The organism is Seonamhaeicola sp. ABD4_175 (genome assembly GCF_056160885.1).
The window spans coordinates 50,421-73,043 of the sequence record NZ_JBSWYC010000003.1 but is presented as its reverse complement, the minus strand read 5'-3'; the positions used below and the strand labels follow the sequence as shown (position 1 = coordinate 73,043).

Below are 22,623 nucleotides of genomic sequence, written 5' to 3'. Positions count from 1 at the left end.
CAAATTTATATTAAAAAGTGTTTTTAAAATATACCTCTAATGAATTTACTATTTACATTATTTATGCTTTTGAACTTTAAAACACAACAAAACAACACCTTTTATGTTGTTATAACACTGAAAATGAAACTTATATAAAATTTATTTAGAATGTAATTATAACTCAAAAACCTGTGAAAGTATAATAACAAAAAAGGCAAAACCATTAAGTTTTGCCTTTTTTACCATAAAATAAATAGTTGCTATTAACTTATTCTATTACTAGTTTAACGGTTTTATAAGTAGTTATTTTACTATTAATTTTGCAGAAATATAACCCTGAACTTAAACTTCCTCTGTCTAATTTAATTTGGTTATTACCATTACTTGTTGTGTATTCTAATTGCTTAATTAAGCGTCCGTCTTGGTTAAAAACATCTAAAGTTACTGGTTCAATAGCATTGGCTATAAACTCTATATTTGTTGTATTAAGCATTGGGTTTGGTACTGCTTGAGTTTCAGCGCCATTTTCATCTATTTGATTTGTAGATAAACTGCCGCTATGAGAAAAATGAAGCTGCTTTAAATCCATTTTTTTAGTTTCTTCGGCACCATATGCCAACATGGTAAACACCACCGAAACAACATCATTTGCTTCAAACTCTTGACCTGTTGATGATAAAAACATATTAAACGGCACACTATAATTGGTTAATGTATTAGTTAATGGAATGGTTACTTTATATTGCTCTTCCCAATTGCTAATACCTTCTTTAACCAATCTAACAATCATGTTTCCAGTTCCTTTAGCTTCAAAATTAAAAGTATCAAAAGCAGTTAAATTTACTGGGCTAAATTTAGCGGTTAAAGACCTGTAAGCTGCTACATAATTATTAGTTGTAGCTTCTAATGATAAGTTTCTTTCAACCGCAAATTGGTTGTCATCAAATGATAATGTATTAGGCTCTACGGCATAATTATTAACTATGGCATCGGCATCATCATAGCCCCAAGAGCCGTCAGATAAAAATAAATCATCGGGTGTTGCAATACCATCACCAATTCTAAAACCAACGTCAAATAAAGTACCAGCATCTACTTCAACATTAGAAATATAGCTTCCGCTAGATAAATCTATGTTTGATGAAATATAATTAACCGTTTCAGTTTCTGAAGCTCTCACACCAGCATCAAAAGTAACAGCTTGTGTTCTGTTTGTGTTTACAATTTGTAAATCTAATTTACCATTATGATATTTCCCTTTTTTAATAAACACTGTTGGTGGTGTTGAATTGTTGTATCCTACTATTGGTTTTTGTACTTCTAAAAGATTTAAAACTTCATCGGCTAACTTGTATAAATCATCTAATGAATTTGCCCAAATTTGGAAGTTATAGTACGATGCGCCGCTTTCATATTTATCAATATTCCAATGGCTTTCAATTTCAAAATCATTACCACTATTACTATTTTTAGCAGCTAAACTTAAAACAAATTCAACACCGCCATTAACATTTTTAAACAATGTTTTTATAAACGCATGCTCTCTAATTTCAATAGTTGAAACTGAAATAATTTCTGCCCCTAATAACCTATCACAAATTACTTTGGTATGCTCATAAACACCGTTTTGAGTTTCTAAAAGTAAAATTGAAGCCGCAGTAACGTTATCTTTTATATAATCTACTGAATATACATTGGTTGCATTGGTTATATCAACCAAATCATTTGGTGATGATTCTACAGCACTATCTTCATTTACTACCCCTAAAGGAATTAAATCTTCTAACTGAAAACCTCCTGCGCTTTTACTTGTTTTTTTACCGTATTTAGTGCTTTTTTTAACTTTTTTAGCTGTGTTAACATTAAACTTATAGCTGTTTTTTACTCGGTTAAAATTTCTTTTACTAATTTTTTCAGATAACCTATTGTTACTTTCTAAACCACCTGTATTGGCACTAGATGCAGATGCTGTAATTATTGGACAAGTAAATGTGCCTGAACATGATGGATCATCACAATCTACTAAACCATCGCCATCGTCATCAATACCATTAATACAATCTTCTTGTGGAACGGGAGCGGTAGGGCATCTAGCCCCATCATTTTGTGAACTTGCAGGCCCAAAGGCAAATAAGTTAGAATTTATAGCATTACTGCCTGTTAAATCTTGTACATTTTGAATAACATAAATGGTTCCTGTTTGGTTGGCAGACACATAAAAACGGCCAGAAGCATCAAAATACACAGCGCCATATGTGTAGTTTAAACCAGATAAAATTGGTACTTCACCTAAACTTACAACAGAACCTGTTTCTGCATTTATTCTATATAATATATTCGTACTTTTCTCAACGGAATAAAGCATACCATCAACAGCATTAAACGCCCAATCGTGTATATTTAAACTTTTAGACATGTTAAGCGTTTGATGATGTTTACCGAAGTTTGCAGATTCAGGATCTAAATCTACAGCATAATACGTTGCGCCGCCTCCTTTTAAATAGTAAATACCTGAAGCGCTAACGTCTCCAATGTACCTATTACTAGTTGGTAGTTCTTCAATATAATATGTTGTAGTTTGAAAATTTTTACCAATACGAACTATAGTTTTTGATGGTGAACTTAATGAGCCCCATATATAACCGTCTTTTGGGTTGTATGCAGCTGCATTAATATTTCCTGGTGTAACATCGGTTGCTACAACATAGGCATTACCCGAGGCTAAGTCTATGGCATACACATCATTATATTGAAATAAATATGCATTATAATCGCAGTTAAAAGGCTCACTTTGAGCAAATAAGCAAGTTGTGCTTATTAGTAATAATAGTAAAGTTTTTTTCATGACACTAGATTTGGTGTCATAAAATTAGTTTAAACGCAGACTCTTTTGGGGTAAACTTCGATAAATGAAAGATAAGTGTAGACGAATGAATGTACTTTAAAGATAAACTTATAAAAGGTTTAAGCGCTTCATAAGTTCAGGCCTGTTTGATCTACTTACAGGTATTACATCTTTCTTAATTAACACACTGTTATCTTCTATATCAATAATTTTTTTAGTGTTAATAACGTATGAGCGGTGTACTTTTAAGAACGTATCAATTGGTAATTTTTCTTCTATTTTTTTTAGTGTAGAATGTACCGTATAGTTTTTATTTTCAGTTTTAATGTTAATATAATCACCTTTAGCTTCAATTAAATAAATACTAGCCATATCTATTTTTATTAAGCGCCTATCTATATTTACATATAAATCTTTTTCAGAAATACGCTCTTCTTTTTCTTTTTGGGCAATTATTTTATCTTGTTGCTCAACCTCTTTTTGTCTTGCCTGCGCTTTTAACATAGCCTTACTAAACCTCTGTAATTCAAGAGGTTTTACTAAATAATCTACAATACAATTATATTCAAAAGCTTCTATTGCAAATTTAGAATCACTAGTTGTTAAAATAATATTTGGTGGATTTTTTAAGGTTTGAATAAAATCAAAACCTGTAAAATCTGGCATGTGAATATCTAAAAAAATTAAATCTACGGTGTTTTGATTTAAATATTTTATGGCTTGTATGGCATTAGGAAATTCTTCAACAACGTTTAAATTAGAAAAATTTGTACAAAGTTGCGCAATTATAGCTCTTGCTGTTTGTTCATCATCTATAATAATACAATTCATATGTTGGTAAACTAATGTTTAATTGGCTATAAATATCTTTTAGAGATTAGCGTGTGATATAAATCTAATTAAAAATACGAATTTTATACAAGTTTTAACAAGTTTTTTCTTTTAAATAATGGTTTTAAAGTAATCTATTGTTTTTAAAAGCCCTGTTTCTAATGATACTTTTGGTTGCCAATTTAGTTTTTCTTTGGCAAGAGTAATATCTGGTTTACGCATTAAAGGATCATCGGAAGGCATTGGTTTATAAACAATTTTAGATTTTGAATTGGTTAATTCTATTACCTTTTTTGCTAGTTCTAAAATGGTAAACTCTCCCGGATTACCAATATTTACAGGACCTATAAAATTATTAGGTGTATTATTCATCATGGTAATCATACCTTCAACCAAATCATCAACATACTGAAAACTTCGGGTTTGTTTGCCTTCACCATAAACTGTAATATTTTCATTCTTTAATGCTTGAACTACAAAGTTTGAAACTACTCTGCCGTCATTTGGGTGCATTTTAGGGCCATAGGTGTTAAAAATACGAACAATTTTAACCGCTACGTTATTTGATTTATTATAATCTACAAACAAGGTTTCTGCGGCTCTTTTGCCTTCATCATAACATGAACGCTCTCCTATTGGGTTTACATTACCCCAATACGCTTCTGTTTGCGGGTGCTGCAATGGGTTGCCATATACTTCGCTGGTTGAAGCTTGTAAAATTTTGGCTTTAACACGTTTAGCCAACCCTAACATATTTATTGACCCCATTACTGAGGTTTTCATTGTTTTTATTGGGTTATATTGATAATGAATTGGTGATGCAGGACATGCAAGGTTGTATATTTCATCGGTTTCTATAAAAAACGGACTTGTAATATCATGCCTAATGAGTTCAAAATATGGGTTATTTAATAAATGAACTATATTCTGCTTTTGCCCTGTAAAAAAGTTATCTAAACAGTAAACTTCATTATTTTCTTTTAATAAACGTTCGCATAAATGAGAACCTACAAAGCCTGCGCCGCCTGTAACTAGAATTTTTTTTCTAATCATTATCTATATTCAAGTTATATTAATATCATGCCAAACAAGACAAAATATAGTTTTGCTTGTAAAAATATTACAATTAAATATAAATGAAAATTATTAATGTATTATAATTTGAAGAAACTGTGTTTGCTGCAAAAAGTGCTATAAACTATCAAGAAAATTTGTTATGGTTTGTAAAATATTAGCAAAATCTTCTTCACCTTCAGTGCTATTATCAATTAAATTATGCTCGTATTTCTCAGCTATTTTATAGCTTTTATCTAAACCTAGTAAGTTTATTTTATGTTTTAATTTGTGAACATTTTCTGCAGCTAGTTTATAATTTTTAGCATTGAAATTATTAAAATAAACATCTCGCTCTTCTGGATATTCTTGCTTTATAATACCAATTAATTTAGCTTCAAAAGCTTTATCGCCACCTGATAATGTATTTATATATGATAAATTGGGTTGCTCCATGGTTTATTTTTTTAATGTGAAATAAAACGTAGTACCTTCACCTAAAGTAGAATCTAACCAAATTTTACCACCATAGGCATTTACTATTTTTTTAGCTATAGATAATCCTATTCCTGTGGCGCTAGGGTTGTTTTCTAATTTTTGAAAGGGCTTGAAAATTTTATCAAAATACGCTTTTTCAATACCTTTACCGTTATCTTTTACATAAAACTGCCAGTGCAAACCTTCTTCTTTAGCGCCTATTTCTATAAAGCCTTTTTCTTTATCAATATACTTTATAGCGTTGCCTATTAAACTTTCAAAAAGTTGCCTTATTCTAGGTTTATCGGCTTCTATTTCTGGTAATTTATTAACTATTTTTATGTTTATGTGATTAGGTACAGAAAGATCATTAACAATATCTTTCACAAACGCATCAGTATTTAAAACACCTACTTGAGAATCTGTTTTATTAACGGTTGAATAATTTAAAATACCTGTAATTAAATTATCCATACGCTCTACATTGGCTCTAATTAATTGTAAATTTTGAGCTTTATTATTGGTTTCATTTCCATTTGTTTCTTCATTTAACCAAGTTGTAAGCGCATCAATACTACGAAGTGGTGATTTTAAATCATGAGACACCAAGTAAGCATAGTTACTTAACTCTTCATTTTGGCGTTCTAGCTCACCCATTAATTTTTCACGCTGTTGGTTCATTTCAACTATTTCTTGGGTTTGCTTTTCTATAAACTCTGCTAGTTTTATACCATCTAAATTTTCTGTTGATGGTAATGCTTTTTGTGAAGTTTCTAAAGGCCCTGTGAAATTTAAAGTTTCAATAACTTTATTAAGCTTATCAATGAGGTTGCTTTGTATTTCGGTTTCTTTTTTTAAGTTTTTATTAGCTTCAAAAAGTTCTTCTGAACTAATTTCCATAGCTCTTTGTTGCATTAATATTTGTTCATCAAAGTTATCATACGACCTATTTACCGCATCTAAAAACGCCATCAAATCTTCATTTGACACATTTTTATCACTTAAATATTTTTTAACTTGATGTTTTAATAATGAATTCATTATTCACTTATTAATGTTAATGCTACGGTTTGGTTGTGCAATTGGCACATGTTTTCATCATTAAACGGTGCTATTTCACCATATGAATGAAACCCTGTTACATAAACGTTGTTTCCAACAATTTCTTTTACTTCTTCTAACTCTTCAACAGCTCTTTGGTCTAATAATATTTTTCTACCAATACAACTTACCAATAATGCTAATTGTGGTTTATTTACTCTGCCCTCTAATGCTCTATTTGCTGCTTGTTCTGAGGCATGTATTAAATTATCAACATTAGACATCATGAGTTGTACTTTTGAATTTACTGGCACATCGCCCGCAAAAATCATGGCATTGTAATCTTCATTTATATTTAAAATAGTCCTTACGTATGATTGATCATCAGTTTCTATTTTTACACCTAAAGGATAATATAATGCTGCTCCAGGTAAATCTTTTGCTTTATCGCCTAAGTATTTTTTATATAAATCTAGAGCCGGTTTATTATCCAATTCGTACAAAATATTGCCTTTTGCTTTTGTTACAACTCGCTCTGGGCCAAAGGGTTTCCAACCACCTTCAATAGATGATGATACATCAATAGTATCTCCATAAAGGCCAATAGCAACAATTTCGCCATCTTTGGGGTTTTCGTTGTATGATACTAAGGTTCTTTCAAACCTGGCATCATCACCACATAAACCACCTGTAATTAATACATTATTATCGGCTGCAAAATTCATGCCTCTAGCCAATTCACTGCCGTTTACAAAGCTACCATCAGATAAAACAATAATATTTTTTAACCCTTCTTTGGGCAGTTTATTTACTAAACTTGCACCTGCTTGAAAGCTATCTAATTTGGTTTCGTTTAAATTTATTGTTTCTATTTTAAAGGTACTTTTTTCAAATTCTATGGCTGTAATTATTAAGCAATCATCTTCAACTGAAGCTGTTGTAATATTGCCACTAGTTGAAGCAAATACAATGTGCCCTTTTGGAAACATTTTGGCAATTGCCTTGTAAATTTTTGGGTTTTCTAGTTCAAAACGATTACCAAAAACCATTACTAAGGGCTGTTTTAGCTCCATGTAAGGTGTTACGGCTTCCCAATCTTTATCTTTATATTTTTTTAATTGTACAACTTTCATCTTTTATTTTTTTATGGTGAAAAAGAATGTAGTTCCTTCATTTAGTTTACTAGTTAACCAAATGTCTCCTTCATGCAGTTCTACTACTTTTTTTACTATTGATAAACCAATACCTGAGGAATCTTTTCGCTTGTTTACAGATTGAAATACTTTAAATATTTTTGAGTGGTATTTTTCATCAATACCAATACCATTATCTTGTATTGAAAATTTATAATGTGTTTTAACATCTTCAACAGCTACTTTTACATAACCTTCGGGTTTATCAATAAACTTTATGGCATTACTTATTAAATTTTGAAATACTTGCTGTAGTTTGGTTTTATCACCTTTAACAGTTGGTAATTTATTCAATATTTCAACTTTAATATGCTCTGGTGTGTACATTATTTTAATTAAATCTGAAATAAGCGTATCTAAATTTACATCGGTTAATTCATCATCATCATTACCAATACTTGAGTATTCTAAAACATCAGAAATTAATTGATCCATTTTTTCTAATGTGGTTTCAATAAGTGCTATATTTTGAAGGCTTACATTATCTAGTTTATCAACATTATCTTCTTTCAACCATGCAACCAAAGCGTTAATACTACGTAATGGCGACTTCAAATCATGTGATACAATGTGAGCGTATTCTTGTAGCTCATCATTACTCTTTGCTAATTTTTCTAAAAGTTCTTCGTTTTTAGATTCTATACGCTGTTTTTCTCTTAAATTAATGGCACTTTTTAGCTGCATTGCCACTAAACTTGCAATACGTTCTATGGTTTGTAATTGTTTATTTGTAAAGTAGTTTTTACTGCTATGTCTGGCATCTATTACACCAATAACTTTGCCTTCATTAGCAATTGGCACTGTTATTTTTGAATTTAATTGTTTGCCTGAAAACACATACTTACTGTTTGAAGAGGCGTCTTTTGTGAGTATTGGCTTTCCTGTTTTAACTACAGTATTAACAACACCTTGTTCTATAGGAAATTTAGCACTTTCTAAGTTTTTCTCTCTGCTTTCTGCATCTACACCGTAACCTGCAATTGGCTCAATATAATCACCATATTTATTAACTAAATAAATTATACAATAGTCTGTATTTAAATATTCGGCAATTCTAGAAGTAATTACATTGGCAATTTCGTAAATATCAATTTTACCTAAAATGGCATTGGTAATTTCATTTACCATACCAAGTATTAAAGCGCGTTCTCTTTCAGAGGTAATATCTTCAACTAAACCCAGCCTGTATTTTACACTACCATCACTATTTCTTACAGCTGCAACACTGGTTTTTGCCCAAAAAACAGATCCGTTTTTTCTTATATATCGTCTGTGAAGCACAAAATTATCAATTTCGCCAGATTGCATTTTTAAAACGTATTGTTTTACTTGCTCTTCATCTGAATTATCAGCAATTTCTTTAATTGATTTTTCTAATAATTCTTCTTCAGTATAGCCCAATAGCCTTTGAAAAGCTTCATTGGTTCTTATAATTTTAAAATTTTGAGCAAGTACAATACCTAGAGATGAATTTTGAACAATAGCATCTAGTTCCTTTTTTTGTTCTTCTATTAATAAGGCTGTTTTACGCTCTTCTGTAACATCTCTTACAATACCTTGTGCTGCAACGGGAATGCCTTGATCATAAATTATACTAGCATTTATGTGTACTAGTTTTATATCATTTTTATTTGTTTTTATTTTTATGATGAAATCTGTTACGGCTCCTTCTTTTAACAAGGTTTTAAAAGATTGAGAAACGACTTCTTGCTCTTCAGCTATAGGAAACTCTAAAAGGTTGGCGTTTACGTTTTGATCATCAAACCCTAATAAATTTACTGCGGCATCATTCATTTTTAAAATGTTACCCATTAAATCCATTATTACGTAGGCATCAACAATGTTTTCAAAAACGCCTTGTAACTGTGAGTCTGTTTTATCTAAAAGCGCTTCTAATTCAAGGTATGATTTTTCTAGTTTTTTATTGGCATTGTAAAGTTCGGCGGCTTTTTGTTCTAATATTTTTTCGGCTGCCTTTCTTGCTGCTTTTTCTCTAGATAAAGCACGTTCAAGTATTTCGATTCTGTTTGGGGTCATCTAGCACTTATTAACTAAAAACTTAACTTCTGTTCCGTCTTCTTTTAATTTTTCAACTTCAATTTTTGCTTTGGTATCAAAATACTCGAAAGTTTTATTCATAAGGCCTAAACCAAAGCTATGCATGGCTCTGCTAGATTTATAAATCATTACTAATTTATTACTAGATTTTTCTAAAACTTCAAAAGTGGGTAGCTCTGCATCTGGATATATTTTTCTTACCTCAACATGTATATGGCTTTCAATAGATGATAGCATTTCTATTGGGTTTTTGTAATTTTTTAATAAATCGCCATAACTGTTTTCTAATACAGAAAAGAAATGCTCTGCATAAACTTGTAGCAAATCATCTGTTGCTATACCTGTGTTTTTACTTAGGTTTGTTACTAATTGTAGCATTTCAGAAAAATCATAAGTTCCTACAGATGTGTATACACCTCCAGACTCTAGTTTAGACTGACTAATAATTTGGTCTACCATTTCTAAACCAAATTTATCTTCTACAAGTTCTAAAAACTCAGAAAACACAATACCTTTCATTTTATTTCTTTTTTAATTCGTTAATACTCCAATATGCCAAAAGTTTTTCAATGCTACTCATGTAATCTTCGTACTTTAAAGGTTTTAAAACATAGCCTGCAATACCTAGTTTAAAACATTCTAGCAAATCTCTATCATTGCTAGATGTAGTTAAAATTATAGCGGGTAAGTATTTTAAATACTCATCTTCCTTTAAAATGGTTAAAAATTCAATACCATTTATTTTGGGCATATTCAAATCTAACAAAATTATGTCAGGTAAATCTGATTTGTCCTCTAAAATTTTTAAAGCTTCTTCCCCATTGTTAGCTTCAATAATTTTATGATTAAGTTGAAGCGCCGAGAGCACGCGGTTAAATTTCATAACCTCAATCATATCATCTTCAACTAGTAAAATATTTAAATTTTTCATACCATATATTATTTATCAGCGTAAAAATATATTACTAGATTTAATGTTGAAGCCTACTTTCTTTTAAGCGATGCTTTAGGTTGTTAGAATGCAGATAAGTGTCGACGAATGGTAATTGCTACTAATTTAAAAAACCATTATTATTTAAAGGAAAAACCATTAAAAAACATGTGTAAAAACCGCACTATTGTTATAGTTGTTTTACTAATTCTTTCTTTTGAAAATTAGATTTTGGTGCTTCGCAAAGTGAACAGCAATATGTTTCAGGTAAACTTTCAAAAGAGGTTAACGGTGCAATATGTTGTGTAACATCTCCATATTTTTGGTTGTAAACCGTTAAGCATGATGTACATTGGTAAACCTCTTCTGTAATTTGTTTGGGTACTTTTTTTGTTTCTAAAGTTTCTTTTTCTGAGCCTAAATCTTCAAAATATAATTGGCTTAATTCCATTAAAAGCCCGGGTAATTCAACTTTATCAACATCTTGTACATGCATAATGTATGCGCGTGTATTAGGATCGAAATTTTTAGCGTACAAAAGGTTGTAAGTATCTCTTATTTTGAAATCTCCAATAGGTGCTGGTTGTTTATTTTTTTCAATAACTATGGATGTAAAATAGTGCGATGTTTTAGCATAATCTGTTATTCCGAAAGTTAAACCGTAAGTACTAATATCATTTTGATCAAAATTAGATACCAAATACTTTTTTAAATTTAAAGCCTCTTTATTTGCGGCCGGAATATGCCAATTAAGTTCTAACATAGAGTGGCGTACATTAATACCACGTTTACCCAAAAATTTCTCCCAAATTAGTTTTGATGATCTTGGTATACCTTTAATTATGAACGATTTCCAGGGTGTAATAGAAATTTTACCAATTTTATTTTCTAGGCATAACTCGCACATTTCCTTTAAAAAAGAAATATCGTATTTATTATTTCTCCAATACAAACCTAACCAGTATTTATCCATACCTATTTTGTTCATGCCTTCATAATACGGAAACGGATGAAAAGATATTTCGAGTGGTTTATCTACAGTTCGGTTATTAGAATCTACAGCATCACTAACTAGCTCAAAAATAGTTTCAATAGTTTCTGGCTCTTCTTGTAAAACATTTTCAATGGCTGCAACTATTTTACCCATATCCCAACTATAAATTAGTGCCGGATACATTTTAGCCTTTTCCCATTCTGGTAACCTTATGTATAAATACCAATAGTCTTCATGTTGTGATGCTATAAAATTTATATGTCCTGTAAATAAAGGTACTAAACGCTGTTTGGGGTCTGTTATATTTACTTTTAAGTGTAATTTAGATCTGAAAAGTTCTAAAATATACAAGTACTTATCACTTGTTAACCATGGTGTATTTGGAAAAATATCGGCTGATACGTATGAAGACATGATGTTAGACACGCCTGTTTCTTCTTGCGATACTATTTTTAATCTATCAAAGCCACTAAGTTTTTCTTCAGTAGCTTTTTTGGGTAATAAAATATCTTGACGCGACCCAAATGAAATTGATTTTAACCCAATAGCTTCAACACATTCACAAATATATTTTAGCTCACCTGGAGACAACACACCGCCTTTAACTATAAGTCTGTTTAATTGCATAATTATTTTAATACTTTAGAATTTTGAAGTATTTCTCTAACTTCAGTTTTACAACTACCACAACCTAAACCTGCGCCTGTTTGTTTACAAAGCTCTGTAAAATCTGTACAGCCTTTTGCAATTGCTTCCTCTACATTACCTGCACCAACCTGACTGCAAGAGCATATTAATTTACCTATTACGGGTTTATTATTTGAAGCGCCTCTAAGCAAGGTATCGCGCTTTTCAGACATTTCAATTTTACTTTCAATAAGAGTTTTAAACTCTGCAAATTCATTTTTATCGCCCATTAAAACAGCGCCTACCAACAAATCGTCTTTCACAATACACTTTTTGTAGTAACGTTTTGATATGTCTGTAAACACAACCTCTTCATAGGTTGAATCATTTTCAGGTACGCTAATTTCACCAATACTACACAAGTTTAAATCATTAAACTTTAAAATATTCATTAAAACAGAACCGTTGTAGGTACTACTAACATCGCCTCCAATAAAATTAGCAAGAATTGTTGCTTGCTCTTCAGCTGCTGATGTAATACCAAATAACTGATTGTTAAATTCGGCAATTTCACCAATGGCAAAAACATCGGGGTTTGATGATTGCATATGCTGATTTACAATAACGCCCCTACTACATTTTACGCCGTTTTCTTTAGCTATTTCAATATTTGGTCTAGTGCCTATGGCATATACAATGGCATTAGCGGTAAATATCTTTCCACTTTTTAAGCTAATGTTTAATTCACCTGTATCTTCATCATCAAAAACAGTACTAACTTCATTATCAAAATAAATTTGAATACCACGTTCTTGCACATCTAAAGCTAGTAGTTTACTAGAAACTTTATCTAATTGACGTTCCATTAAACGCGATGCTCTTTGTATAATGGTTATTTTTAAATTTTTATGCTTCAGTGCTGCTGCTAACTCTAAGCCTAATAAACCTCCGCCAACTATGGCTACGTGCTGCTCTTCGGGTGGTAAACCTGTGGCATCTAAGTAGGCTTTAAATTTATCTGCATCTGTTTTATTTCGCATGGTAAAACGCCCTGGCAAATCTATTTGTACATCTTTAGGTATGAAAGCTCTACTACCGGTTGCTAAAATAAGTTTGTTGTATGTATGTGTTTCACCTTTACTGTCTATTACCTTTTTTTGTAATTTATCAATTTTAGTAATTAATGTTTCTGGGTGAAGTACTATATTTAGTTTGTTTAATTCTTGTTTTTTTATTTTAAGAAGTTGCTCCCAAGTTAATTCTTCAGTAACATATTCTGGTAGCAAAACTCTGTTATAAAACAAGTTAGATTCTTTTGAAAACACATGAATTTCATCTTTACTATTGCGTTCTCTGTAATTTTGAATAAAACGAAAAGCCGCTGCTCCTGCTCCTGCAATAATAATTTTTTCTTTAGGCTTTTCATATTTTGAAACATTAACACGTGTGAATTTAAAATCGGGTTCTTTTGAAACCGGATCTACATGTGTATTTGTTAAGTTATTAGCGCGGTTTAAATCGTTTTGCAATTGCTTGCCCCAGTGCATTGGTAAAAATACCACGCCTTTTTTAATAGCATCGGTTACTTTAGCCCTAACCCGTACTTTACCGTTACTGCTAGTAATTTCAGTAATATCGCCATCTTTTATTTTATTTAAATACGCATCAACAGGATTAATTTCTAAAACAGGTTTTGAATAGTGCGTTTTTAAACGCGCTACTTTGCCTGTTTTTGTCATGGTGTGCCATTGATCTCTAACACGCCCTGTGGTTAGTATTAATGGGTACTCTGGGTTTGGTAATTCTGAAGTATTCTCTAAAGTTGTGGGTACGTTAAAAATGGCTTTTTTTGATGGTGTAAAAAACACTTTATCTTGAAATAATCTAGGAGTACCACCGTGCCTGTATTGATTTACAGGCCATTGAAACGTGCCTTCGGTTTTTAATCTATCATGATTTAAGTAAGACACATCAATATTTGTACCTTTGGTCATGGCGCAATATTCATCATAGATTTCTTCCGCAGACCCATAGTTAAAACCTCTAAAGCCCATGCGTTGTGCAAAATCGCAAAAAATTTCAACATCGGGTCTAGCTTCCCCTGGTGGATCAATTTCTTTTGGTAAATATGAAATTCTACGTTCAGAATTCGTCATAGTACCTTCTTTCTCTAACCAACCAGCTGCAGGCAAAACTAAATCTGCAAACTTAACAGTATCAGATTTATGCGAAATATCTTGAACCACCACAAACTTTGCATTTTTAACAGCCTTTTCTACCTTGTTTATGTTTGGCAAACTTACTAATGGGTTTGTGCACGCTATCCAAATGGCTTTAAGTTTACCAGATTCTAAAGCATCAAACATTTCGGTAGCAGTTAAACCTGGCTTTGGGTTAATTTTTTCAACACCCCAAAACTGTGCTACTTCTCTTCGGTGTTCTTCATTCATTAAATCTTTATGAACAGCTAAAAGGTTTGCCATACCGCCAACTTCACGTCCGCCCATGGCATTAGGCTGCCCCGTTAATGAAAACGGGCCAGAACCTGGTTTACCAACTTGTCCGGTAATTAAAGATAGGTTCAAAAGAGCTATGTTTTTATTTACACCAACCACACTTTGGTTAAGCCCCATAGCCCACATGCTTATAAACCCTTTTGATAGCCCAATAATATCGGCTGCTTTTTTTATTTCTTTTTCTTCAATACCACAAATTTTAGCAGCTTTACTAATTCTTGTGGCTAATATTTGTGCTTTGTATGCTGCAAAACCTTCGGTATTATTTTTTATAAAATCTTCATCTATTAAACCTTGGTCGTATAACCTACGGCCAATAGCGTTGTACAGCACTACATCGGTTCCTGGTAAAATTTGCAAGTGTAAATCGGCAAAACTTGCTGTATCAGTTTTTCTAGGATCAACTACAATTATTTTTACATCAGGATTTTCTTCTTTATGCTTTTCTAAACGGCGAAATAATATAGGATGACACCATGCTGGGTTTGCGCCTGTAATTAAAAAACAATCTGCCAATTCAATATCGGCATAACTTATAGGCACACTATCTTCACCAAATGCTTTTTTATAACCAACTACAGCAGAACTCATACAAAGCCTTGAGTTAGTATCAATGTTATTAGTACCTAAAAACCCTTTTGTAAGCTTATTGGCTATATAATATTCTTCAGTTAAGCTTTGTCCAGACACATAAAAACCTACACTATCTGGTCCATGTTTTTTTATGATAGATTTAAAAACACTTGCGGCTCTATTTAAGGCTGTATCCCAAGATACGCGCTCTAAAGGGTGCGATTTACTCCAACGCATTTCTGGGTATAAAATTCTATCAGAAGTATCATTAACTACATAATGTAAATTTCTGCCTTTAGAGCATAACATGCCTTTATTTACAGGATGGTTTTTATCGCCTTCAACAACTACTTTACTATTGTTGTCTTTTTTAACAATAATACCACAGCCTACACCACAGTAAGAGCACGTTGTTTTTACCTCATTTTTAACCATAAACAGCAGTGATTTTATTTAAATTTAAACTAATATTTTTAACTTATAAAAGGCATTTTTAATAATTACGAATAGTTTTAAAAACATCCCTTAAACTTATATTTTGACTAAAAAAGTTGCTTCAGAAATACGTATTTAATACTTACGTATTTTCTTTTTGTTATTCCCGCTTTACAGGCTATAATTGTATTTTGCGGGAATAACACTCTCAAAGAAACCTGAACTAATACTAAAAACTCAGGATATTTTTTATTTTTATTGGTTGTAAACCTTCAGCTAAATTTTTGTTTTTATTTTGCGAAGCGTTATTAATAGTATCTTCTACTTTTGAAAATTTAATTTTTAAATCCAAAACACTAGTAATCAAAACCATAAAACCAATTAAAAAACAACTTTTAGAAACTAAATTAACTAATGATAATGACACATTTGACATTAATACCATTAAAACAAACCATGAGAAAAAACACATGAAGAATGATATTGCGGTAATACAGAATGTACGTATTGAAACGTTTTTAAGGTTGAAAAGCGACAGTTTTGTTGCTTTTTGAGCTTGAATATTTATCATAACTACGTAATTTTTCAACACAAAACTAAGTATTTTTACTTAATTTTAGTATTCAAAACATACGTAATTAATAATATTTATGAGATTAATAATTTACAAAAGCAAAATTTACAAATTCATTAAAATGGTTGTAACGAAAACCATATAATTTTACTAATAAAGCAATTTTATACCAACTGATATTCCTTAGCTTTTTCTGTAAGTTCTTTCAAATTAGAAACTTCTAATTTTTTCATTAGGTTAAACCTGTGCACTTCGGCTGTTCTTTTACTTATTTGAAGTTCTTCAGCAATATCTTTATTGTTTTTTAGTTCTAAAACCAAACCAAGTATCTGCTTTTCGCGTTTTGTTAATTTAAAAGGTAGTTGTTTAACCTCTGTATTTTGTTTTAGTGAAGCTGCCGATGTGCCGTTAACAAAATTATTCATTATAATTGCTGAAACATCGCCAGTAAAATATTTTCCACCAGAAGCTATTTTATTTAATGCTTTTAAAAACTCCTCTTTACTAGCGCCTTTAAGTAAATAACCATAGGCTCCAGATTGAATAGATTGTACTACGTACTCTTCAGAATCGTGCATAGAAAGCACCAATGTTTTTATATTTTTATAATTAGCTGATATGTTTTTCACAACTTCAATCCCATTCATTTCGGGCATTCTAATATCTACAATAAGTACATTGGGTTTATTGGTTTTAATAACTTGCAAAGCTTCTATACCGTTTGATGCTTCAGCAATTACCTCAATACCTTTTTGATCTTCTAAAAGCGCTTTTATACCATCTCTTACCAACGCATGATCATCTGCTAATACAACCTTTATTACATCCATAATTTATTACTCTGTGTGGCAAAAATACAAATTTTAAGTAGTTATACGTATCTACTTAATTTTATATTTTACACCATTGTTTTAACTTTTTATTACTGTATGGCTAGTTTAATTCAAAGGAATATTTAATGTTATACGTGTGCCACTTCCTGGTTCTGAATTTATAAATAAGCGTCCGTTTATATATTTTATGCGCTCTTTCATAAAGGTTAACCCCATACCACCATCACCATTTTTTATGTTTTTAATTTTTGAAGGTTCAAAGCCTTTACCATTATCATCAACAACAATGCTTAACATGTTTTTACTACCAGACAAGGATACTATAATGTGCGAAGAATTGGCATATTTTATAGCATTATTAATAGCTTCCTGGGTTATACGATAAATATTTATTTCGGTTAAAGAATCTAATCTTTCATTAAAATCGGTTTTATTAAAAAGTAAAATTTCTTTACCTGTTAATCTGGCCAATTCTTGCGTTAACTTTGTTAATGCGGGCACAATGCCATGATCTGCCAACTCTGGTGGTGTTAAATTAAACGTAGCGGTACGCACACCTTTAATTATGTTGGTTGTAAGCGCTTTTAAATGTTCTACTTTAACCGCTGTTTTTTCAACATCTTTACTATCAATACTTTCTAAATTATATTTTAAACCTGTAAGCATTTGCCCAATGCCATCGTGTACATCTTTAGCTATTCTGTTTTGTTCTTTTTCTTGATTTTCAATAATTTTACTTGATACAATTTTTTGCTGGTTCATTTTCTCCTCAAAACTAGCCTTTGTAAGGCGTTCTATTTCAAGTTGACCTTCTTTTCGTTTTGTGATATCTGAAGCTATAATGAGTAATTCTGAACGCTCATTGGTTGGGCTAAACGGTATCATAGAAAGCTCTAACCAAGTATCTGTGTTATCTTTAGTGGTAGCTTTTACTTCTCCTTGCCAACCAATTTTTTTATACTTGTTTATTAAATTTTCTATGGTTTCCTGTTCGGTTTCAATGTTAGAAATCACTTTAGCAAAACTATCGGCTGAGTTAAATTTATTCAATTTAAAAAGCTTTGAAAACTTTTTACCCATGTGAAGAACGCGCCCGTTTGGAGAAATTCTTGCAAACAGCAAAGTTTCATCCATGGCATGACTTAAAGCTCGTAATTCTTTTATAGATTTTTCTTTGGCTTCACTTAAAACATCGGCATTAAAGGCCATTTCTTTGGCTTTTTCTTCTGCTAAAATAAGCTCTGAAATACTCTTTTTTACTGTTTTTGCTGTGGGCCAAAAAATAAATAAAAATTCAGCTAACAAAAGTACTAGCGTAAACCCCATTAAAAAGGTTTCTAATTTCCGTAACCATGCAACTTTGGCTTTGGCTTCTTTATCATATTGGTTTACAATACCATCCATTTGCACCAAAAAAACGCCTTCACTTTGTGTAACCTTTTGTATTTGTTTTGTGAAAAATGCCGTGTTTGTTAATGCTGAAGATTCTATTTGATGAATTATGTTTTCTGAAGCGTTTTTTATTGTTTTAAACGTTGGGCTTAATTTATTAAACATGCCCATAATAACTTTGCTATTGTTACCTGGTAAACCTAAACTATCACTACCATTTTGTAGCGCGTTGTGTGAGTTTACCCAAAGTTGTAGTGTTTGTTTTAAACCATCTTTAATTGCCTGTTGTTTAAGGCTATTTTTTTCGGCGGAAAGCGCTAAAATTTCTTTAGTAAGTTTTTGACTAAGCATACGCTGCCTACCCGCCACATTTATTATTCTAGAGTCGCTTTCTTGATCTTTTAAATGCTTTTTTATTAAAATTTGACTAACAATAACAGACAGCGCAATGGTACTAAGCGCTATAATATATAAACGCCTTAAGCGCTCAAAAGTTCTTTGATCTAAAGCATTTTGGTTGTTAGCCATACATTAAATATTAACCTTGAATTGCTTTTTTTACAAGCTCTAAATTTTTTTCAGAAAAATTTAGATTTAAAGCTGCTTCATGTCCTTTTTTTGACATTTTTTTCCATGTTTTTTGAAGAATATCAATAACCTTGTCATCTTCATGTTTTGCAGCAAATTCTTCAAAATAATAATCTAAAAACACCAAACATACAGTGTCTTCTAGTGTTTGAGACTCTTCGTTTTTCTTAATTAATTTCTTTGTTATTAATTGCGAAACTCTTTCTATATACTGTGCATCATACCCAACATTGCTAAGTATTTCTGATGTAATTTCAGCATGCATTTTCTTTAAAGTTTCACGCCATTTTAAATAGCCAACTCTATCCATTGGATATTCATCACGGGCAATTTGCCATCTGCAAATATGTTGTGCACGTGCTGCAATTTGTAGTGCTTTTGATGCATTGGGCTCAAATTGTAGCAATTTACGCGTCATGCGTTGTGAATACAGTAATTCTTTTGGGTAATTCATACCGCTTACTTGGTAGGTATTTACATCTTCAGAATTTTTTTTATCAATTAATGCTATGGCAGTTTCAAATCTGGTTGGCTTCATATTTTCAAGGAGTATTTAATATTAGTAGCCAAGATACGTATTTAACATTTTAATATTAAACACAAGTATGTAATTTTAAATTCTTTTAAAAATTTATGTTTTTTACAACTAGGTTTCCTAAATTTTATTTAGAAATTTTACCTACTCTGTAAAACCAATATACACATTATTACCTTCAATTTTTACAGGGTATGTGGCTATAGCCTCTAAATTACCATTTAAGTTTTCACCATTTTCTAATGAAAATGTTTTTTTGTGTAATGGGCAAGCTACTTTTGGTATGCCTTTATCATCACCAATCATACCGCGTGATAATACCATTTCCATTTTATGCGGACAAACATTTTGACAAGCGTACCATTTGCCCAATCTTGCAAAATTAAATACGGCTATTTGTTTGTTTTTATACTTAACACAAGCGCCACCATCAACAGGAAAATCATTAACCGATGCTGCTTTAAACCAAACGTTTACCGCTTCTATTTTTGTTGTTTTATATGTATCTAGAATTGTTTCCATGTTTTCATTTTTTTGAAGGTTAATTATTTCCAAGGTTCTGGCATTTTTTGCTCACGCATTGGCACAAACACCAAATTATCATCGTCTTCTTTACTATTAACAAAATGGTTAAAACGTTTCATCATTTCAGGATTGTTAACAGCTTGTGTCCATTCACATTCAAATTTATTAACCAAGGTTTGCATTTCGTTTTCTAAATCTTCGGCAATATCAAGTTTATCATCAATTACAACTTCTTTTACATACTCTAAACCACCTTCTAATCGTTCTTGCCATGCAGCTGTACGCTGTAATGGTTTGGCAGTACGCATGTAAAACATCAAGTATCTATCTAAGTATTTAATAACCGTTTCATTGTCAATTTGTTCTGCTAATAATTCGGCATGTCGTGGTGTTGCGCCACCGTTTCCTCCTACGTACAAATTCCAGCCACCTTCAACAGCAATTAAACCAAAATCTTTTCCGCGAGCTTCGGCACATTCTCTTATACATCCAGATACGCCGCCTTTAATTTTGTGAGGTGCTCTAATTCCGCGATAGCGATTTTCTAGTTCAATACCAAAGCTTACACTTTCATCCATACCGTAACGACACCATGTAGAACCTACACAGGTTTTAACCGTTCTGAGTGATTTACCATAGGCATGACCACTTTCAAAACCATGTGAAATTAATTCTTTCCAGATTGAAGGTAATTGGTTTAAAGTAGCTCCGAATAAATCTATACGAACACCTCCGGTTATTTTGGTATATAAATCGTATTTTTTTGCAATTTCACCAAGTGCAATAAGTTTATCTGGTGTAATTTCGCCACCCGGAACACGCGGTACAACAGAGTATGTTCCGTTACGTTGAATGTTAGCTAAAAATCTATCATTTGAATCTTGAATGGCATATTCTTTATTAGCAGTATCTGCATTTATTGTTGCCATTAATGAGGCTACCAATGGTTTACATAGTTCACAACCATGACCACCATTTCCGTGATTATCTAAAACTTCATTAAACGTTGTGTAACCTTTAATTTTAATAATTTGATATAAGTCTTGCCTGCTTAAATCAAAATGTTCACAAACACCCTCCTTAACCCTAATACCTAAAGATTTTAGGGTAGCATTGGTTAAATCGGTCACCATGGGCTTACAACCTCCACAACCTGTGCCGGCTTTTGTGCAACTTACAACTCCTGCAACATCGGTAGCTTCGCCGTTTTCAATAGCAGCACATATTTGTCCTTTTGTTACGCTTTCACATGAACATACTTGGGCCTCGTCTGGTAAATCTGTTACATCGCCAAAAGCTGATGCACCATCGCTTGCTGGTAAAATAAGTTGGGCAGCATTCTCAGGAATAGCCATTCTATTCAAGTACATTTGATGCAACATATTATAATCTGAAGCATCACCAACTAAAATCCCTCCTAATAACGATTTTCCATCTAAGCTAACATTGATTCTTTTGTATAAATACTCTGTTTTATTTTCAAAAATTATAGAATGCCCTTTTGAAGCAGGCATAAATGGTTCACCAAAACTAGCCACATCTACACCAATTAATTTTAGTTTGGTAGACATGTCTATTTCTTCAGGCATTTTTACTTCAGAATTTCCAATAATTTGTTGTACAGCAACCTCTGCCATGTCATAACCTGGAGCCACTAAACCGTAAATCATTTGGTTGTAAAGTGCTATTTCGCCTATGGCATAAATACTATCATCTGAAGTTTTCATAGTGTTATCAACTACAATACCTCCACGAACACCAACTTCTAATCCGCAAGCTTTAGCCAATTCATCTCTTGGACGAATACCGGCTGAAACAATGAGCATATCAACATTTAAAACATCATCTTCACCAAACTCCATACCTGTAATAAACTTATCACCTAAAATTTGATTGGTAGCTTTACTTAAATGAATATTTAAACCTATAGATTCTAACTTCAATTTTAAAACTTGTGAGCTTCGGGTGTCTAACTGTCTAGGCATTAGTTTAGGAGCAAACTCAACAATATGAGGCTCTAAGCCCATATCTAACACTGCTTTACCAGCCTCTAAACCAAGTAAACCACCTCCTAAAACAGCGGCTTTAGCATTTGGTTTTTCTACTTTTAACTTAGCTGCGTATGCTAACATGCCCTCTAAGTCTTCAATGGTTCGGTACACAAAAACACCTTCTTTTTCAACACCTTTAATGGGCGGTACAAAAGGCGAAGAGCCCGTTGCCATTACAAGATAATCATAAGTAAACTCGCGATCTTTAGCTGTGGTAATTGTTTTTTCGGTTCTATTAATATCGGCAACACGTTCACCTGTTATTAATTCAATACCATTATCTGCATACCATGTTGCTGGTGCCATTTCAAGGGCTTTAGCGTTTTGATTTTCAAAAAATTCACTTAAGTGAACTCTATCATAAGCAGGTCTTGGTTCTTCACCAAAAATGATTATTTTAAAATTCTTTGCATTTTCTTGTGCTACAAACTTTTCACAAAATTTATAACCAACCATACCGTTACCAACAACAATGATGTTTTTCATATCTAAGTATTTTAAAACAAAACTAAGTAATTATACTTAATTTTGATTCAAAATGGGATATGAAAATTGCGAAAGCCTTCAAT

Annotated in this window: 17 protein-coding genes; all 17 read right to left on the bottom strand. The window is 31.8% G+C overall.

Features of this window, described 5'->3' with window-relative positions; translation table 11 throughout:
- Positions 1-250: 250 nt before the first annotated feature.
- Positions 251-2,827: a DUF6923 family protein gene (locus ACXAG4_RS10275; RefSeq protein WP_475295997.1), complete on the bottom strand. Its 2,577-nt coding sequence runs from the start codon at positions 2,825-2,827 to the stop codon at positions 251-253.
- Between the two features lie 108 nt (positions 2,828-2,935).
- Entirely contained in the window at positions 2,936-3,658 is a 723-nt protein-coding gene (locus ACXAG4_RS10270) for a LytR/AlgR family response regulator transcription factor (RefSeq protein ID WP_475295996.1), read from the bottom strand.
- Positions 3,659-3,769: 111 nt separating this feature from the next.
- Positions 3,770-4,711 (bottom strand): UDP-glucuronic acid decarboxylase family protein, encoded by a 942-nt coding sequence (locus ACXAG4_RS10265; RefSeq protein ID WP_475295995.1) that lies wholly within the window; start codon positions 4,709-4,711, stop codon positions 3,770-3,772.
- 138 nt (positions 4,712-4,849) lie between these two features.
- Positions 4,850-5,167, bottom strand: a complete 318-nt coding sequence (locus ACXAG4_RS10260; protein WP_475295994.1) for an Hpt domain-containing protein — start codon at positions 5,165-5,167, stop codon at positions 4,850-4,852.
- Between the two features lie 3 nt (positions 5,168-5,170).
- Positions 5,171-6,229 carry a sensor histidine kinase gene (locus ACXAG4_RS10255; protein WP_475295993.1) on the bottom strand — a complete coding sequence of 353 codons (1,059 nt, stop codon included), beginning with the start codon at positions 6,227-6,229 and terminating at the stop codon, positions 5,171-5,173.
- On the bottom strand, positions 6,229-7,362 hold the full coding sequence (locus ACXAG4_RS10250) for an FIST signal transduction protein (RefSeq protein WP_475295992.1): 1,134 nt from the start codon (positions 7,360-7,362) through the stop codon (positions 6,229-6,231). Before ACXAG4_RS10250 ends, ACXAG4_RS10255 begins: the two co-directional genes overlap by 1 nt.
- A gap of 3 nt (positions 7,363-7,365) precedes the next feature.
- Entirely contained in the window at positions 7,366-9,459 is a 2,094-nt protein-coding gene (locus ACXAG4_RS10245) for a PAS domain S-box protein (protein WP_475295991.1), read from the bottom strand.
- Positions 9,460-9,999 carry a heme NO-binding domain-containing protein gene (locus ACXAG4_RS10240; protein ID WP_475295990.1) on the bottom strand — a complete coding sequence of 180 codons (540 nt, stop codon included), beginning with the start codon at positions 9,997-9,999 and terminating at the stop codon, positions 9,460-9,462.
- A 1-nt stretch (position 10,000) separates the two neighbouring features.
- Complete coding sequence (locus tag ACXAG4_RS10235; RefSeq protein WP_475295989.1) at positions 10,001-10,411, bottom strand: response regulator; 411 nt, start codon at positions 10,409-10,411, stop codon at positions 10,001-10,003.
- 190 nt (positions 10,412-10,601) lie between these two features.
- The gene (locus ACXAG4_RS10230) at positions 10,602-12,032 is read right to left on the bottom strand and encodes a rubredoxin (RefSeq protein ID WP_475295988.1); all 1,431 of its coding nucleotides are present in this window, start codon (positions 12,030-12,032) and stop codon (positions 10,602-10,604) included.
- Between the two features lie 2 nt (positions 12,033-12,034).
- On the bottom strand, positions 12,035-15,556 hold the full coding sequence (locus tag ACXAG4_RS10225) for a molybdopterin-dependent oxidoreductase (RefSeq protein ID WP_475295987.1): 3,522 nt from the start codon (positions 15,554-15,556) through the stop codon (positions 12,035-12,037).
- Between the two features lie 229 nt (positions 15,557-15,785).
- Complete coding sequence (locus tag ACXAG4_RS10220; protein ID WP_475295986.1) at positions 15,786-16,127, bottom strand: hypothetical protein; 342 nt, start codon at positions 16,125-16,127, stop codon at positions 15,786-15,788.
- 167 nt (positions 16,128-16,294) lie between these two features.
- Complete coding sequence (locus ACXAG4_RS10215; RefSeq protein ID WP_475295985.1) at positions 16,295-16,960, bottom strand: response regulator; 666 nt, start codon at positions 16,958-16,960, stop codon at positions 16,295-16,297.
- 108 nt (positions 16,961-17,068) lie between these two features.
- A complete protein-coding gene (locus ACXAG4_RS10210; protein ID WP_475295984.1) occupies positions 17,069-18,883 on the bottom strand; it encodes a sensor histidine kinase in 1,815 nt (604 codons plus the stop codon).
- Positions 18,884-18,893: 10 nt separating this feature from the next.
- On the bottom strand, positions 18,894-19,481 hold the full coding sequence (locus ACXAG4_RS10205; RefSeq protein ID WP_475295983.1) for a DUF4202 domain-containing protein: 588 nt from the start codon (positions 19,479-19,481) through the stop codon (positions 18,894-18,896).
- 141 nt (positions 19,482-19,622) lie between these two features.
- The gene (gene nirD / locus ACXAG4_RS10200) at positions 19,623-20,000 is read right to left on the bottom strand and encodes a nitrite reductase small subunit NirD (RefSeq protein WP_475295982.1); all 378 of its coding nucleotides are present in this window, start codon (positions 19,998-20,000) and stop codon (positions 19,623-19,625) included.
- A gap of 23 nt (positions 20,001-20,023) precedes the next feature.
- Entirely contained in the window at positions 20,024-22,540 is a 2,517-nt protein-coding gene (gene nirB / locus ACXAG4_RS10195; protein WP_475295981.1) for a nitrite reductase large subunit NirB, read from the bottom strand.
- Positions 22,541-22,623: the final 83 nt, after the last annotated feature.

Bases quoted from the DNA above. Each gene is read 5' to 3' on its own strand.
- ACXAG4_RS10275 (WP_475295997.1), bottom strand. From the start codon at position 2,827: ATGAAAAAAACTTTACTATTATTACTAATAAGCACAACTTGCTTATTT.
- ACXAG4_RS10270 (WP_475295996.1), bottom strand. From the start codon at position 3,658: ATGAATTGTATTATTATAGATGATGAACAAACAGCAAGAGCTATAATT.
- ACXAG4_RS10265 (WP_475295995.1), bottom strand. From the start codon at position 4,711: ATGATTAGAAAAAAAATTCTAGTTACAGGCGGCGCAGGCTTTGTAGGT.
- ACXAG4_RS10260 (WP_475295994.1), bottom strand. From the start codon at position 5,167: ATGGAGCAACCCAATTTATCATATATAAATACATTATCAGGTGGCGAT.
- ACXAG4_RS10255 (WP_475295993.1), bottom strand. From the start codon at position 6,229: ATGAATTCATTATTAAAACATCAAGTTAAAAAATATTTAAGTGATAAA.
- ACXAG4_RS10250 (WP_475295992.1), bottom strand. From the start codon at position 7,362: ATGAAAGTTGTACAATTAAAAAAATATAAAGATAAAGATTGGGAAGCC.
- ACXAG4_RS10245 (WP_475295991.1), bottom strand. From the start codon at position 9,459: ATGACCCCAAACAGAATCGAAATACTTGAACGTGCTTTATCTAGAGAA.
- ACXAG4_RS10240 (WP_475295990.1), bottom strand. From the start codon at position 9,999: ATGAAAGGTATTGTGTTTTCTGAGTTTTTAGAACTTGTAGAAGATAAA.
- ACXAG4_RS10235 (WP_475295989.1), bottom strand. From the start codon at position 10,411: ATGAAAAATTTAAATATTTTACTAGTTGAAGATGATATGATTGAGGTT.
- ACXAG4_RS10230 (WP_475295988.1), bottom strand. From the start codon at position 12,032: ATGCAATTAAACAGACTTATAGTTAAAGGCGGTGTGTTGTCTCCAGGT.
- ACXAG4_RS10225 (WP_475295987.1), bottom strand. From the start codon at position 15,556: ATGGTTAAAAATGAGGTAAAAACAACGTGCTCTTACTGTGGTGTAGGC.
- ACXAG4_RS10220 (WP_475295986.1), bottom strand. From the start codon at position 16,127: ATGATAAATATTCAAGCTCAAAAAGCAACAAAACTGTCGCTTTTCAAC.
- ACXAG4_RS10215 (WP_475295985.1), bottom strand. From the start codon at position 16,960: ATGGATGTAATAAAGGTTGTATTAGCAGATGATCATGCGTTGGTAAGA.
- ACXAG4_RS10210 (WP_475295984.1), bottom strand. From the start codon at position 18,883: ATGGCTAACAACCAAAATGCTTTAGATCAAAGAACTTTTGAGCGCTTA.
- ACXAG4_RS10205 (WP_475295983.1), bottom strand. From the start codon at position 19,481: ATGAAGCCAACCAGATTTGAAACTGCCATAGCATTAATTGATAAAAAA.
- nirD (WP_475295982.1), bottom strand. From the start codon at position 20,000: ATGGAAACAATTCTAGATACATATAAAACAACAAAAATAGAAGCGGTA.
- nirB (WP_475295981.1), bottom strand. From the start codon at position 22,540: ATGAAAAACATCATTGTTGTTGGTAACGGTATGGTTGGTTATAAATTT.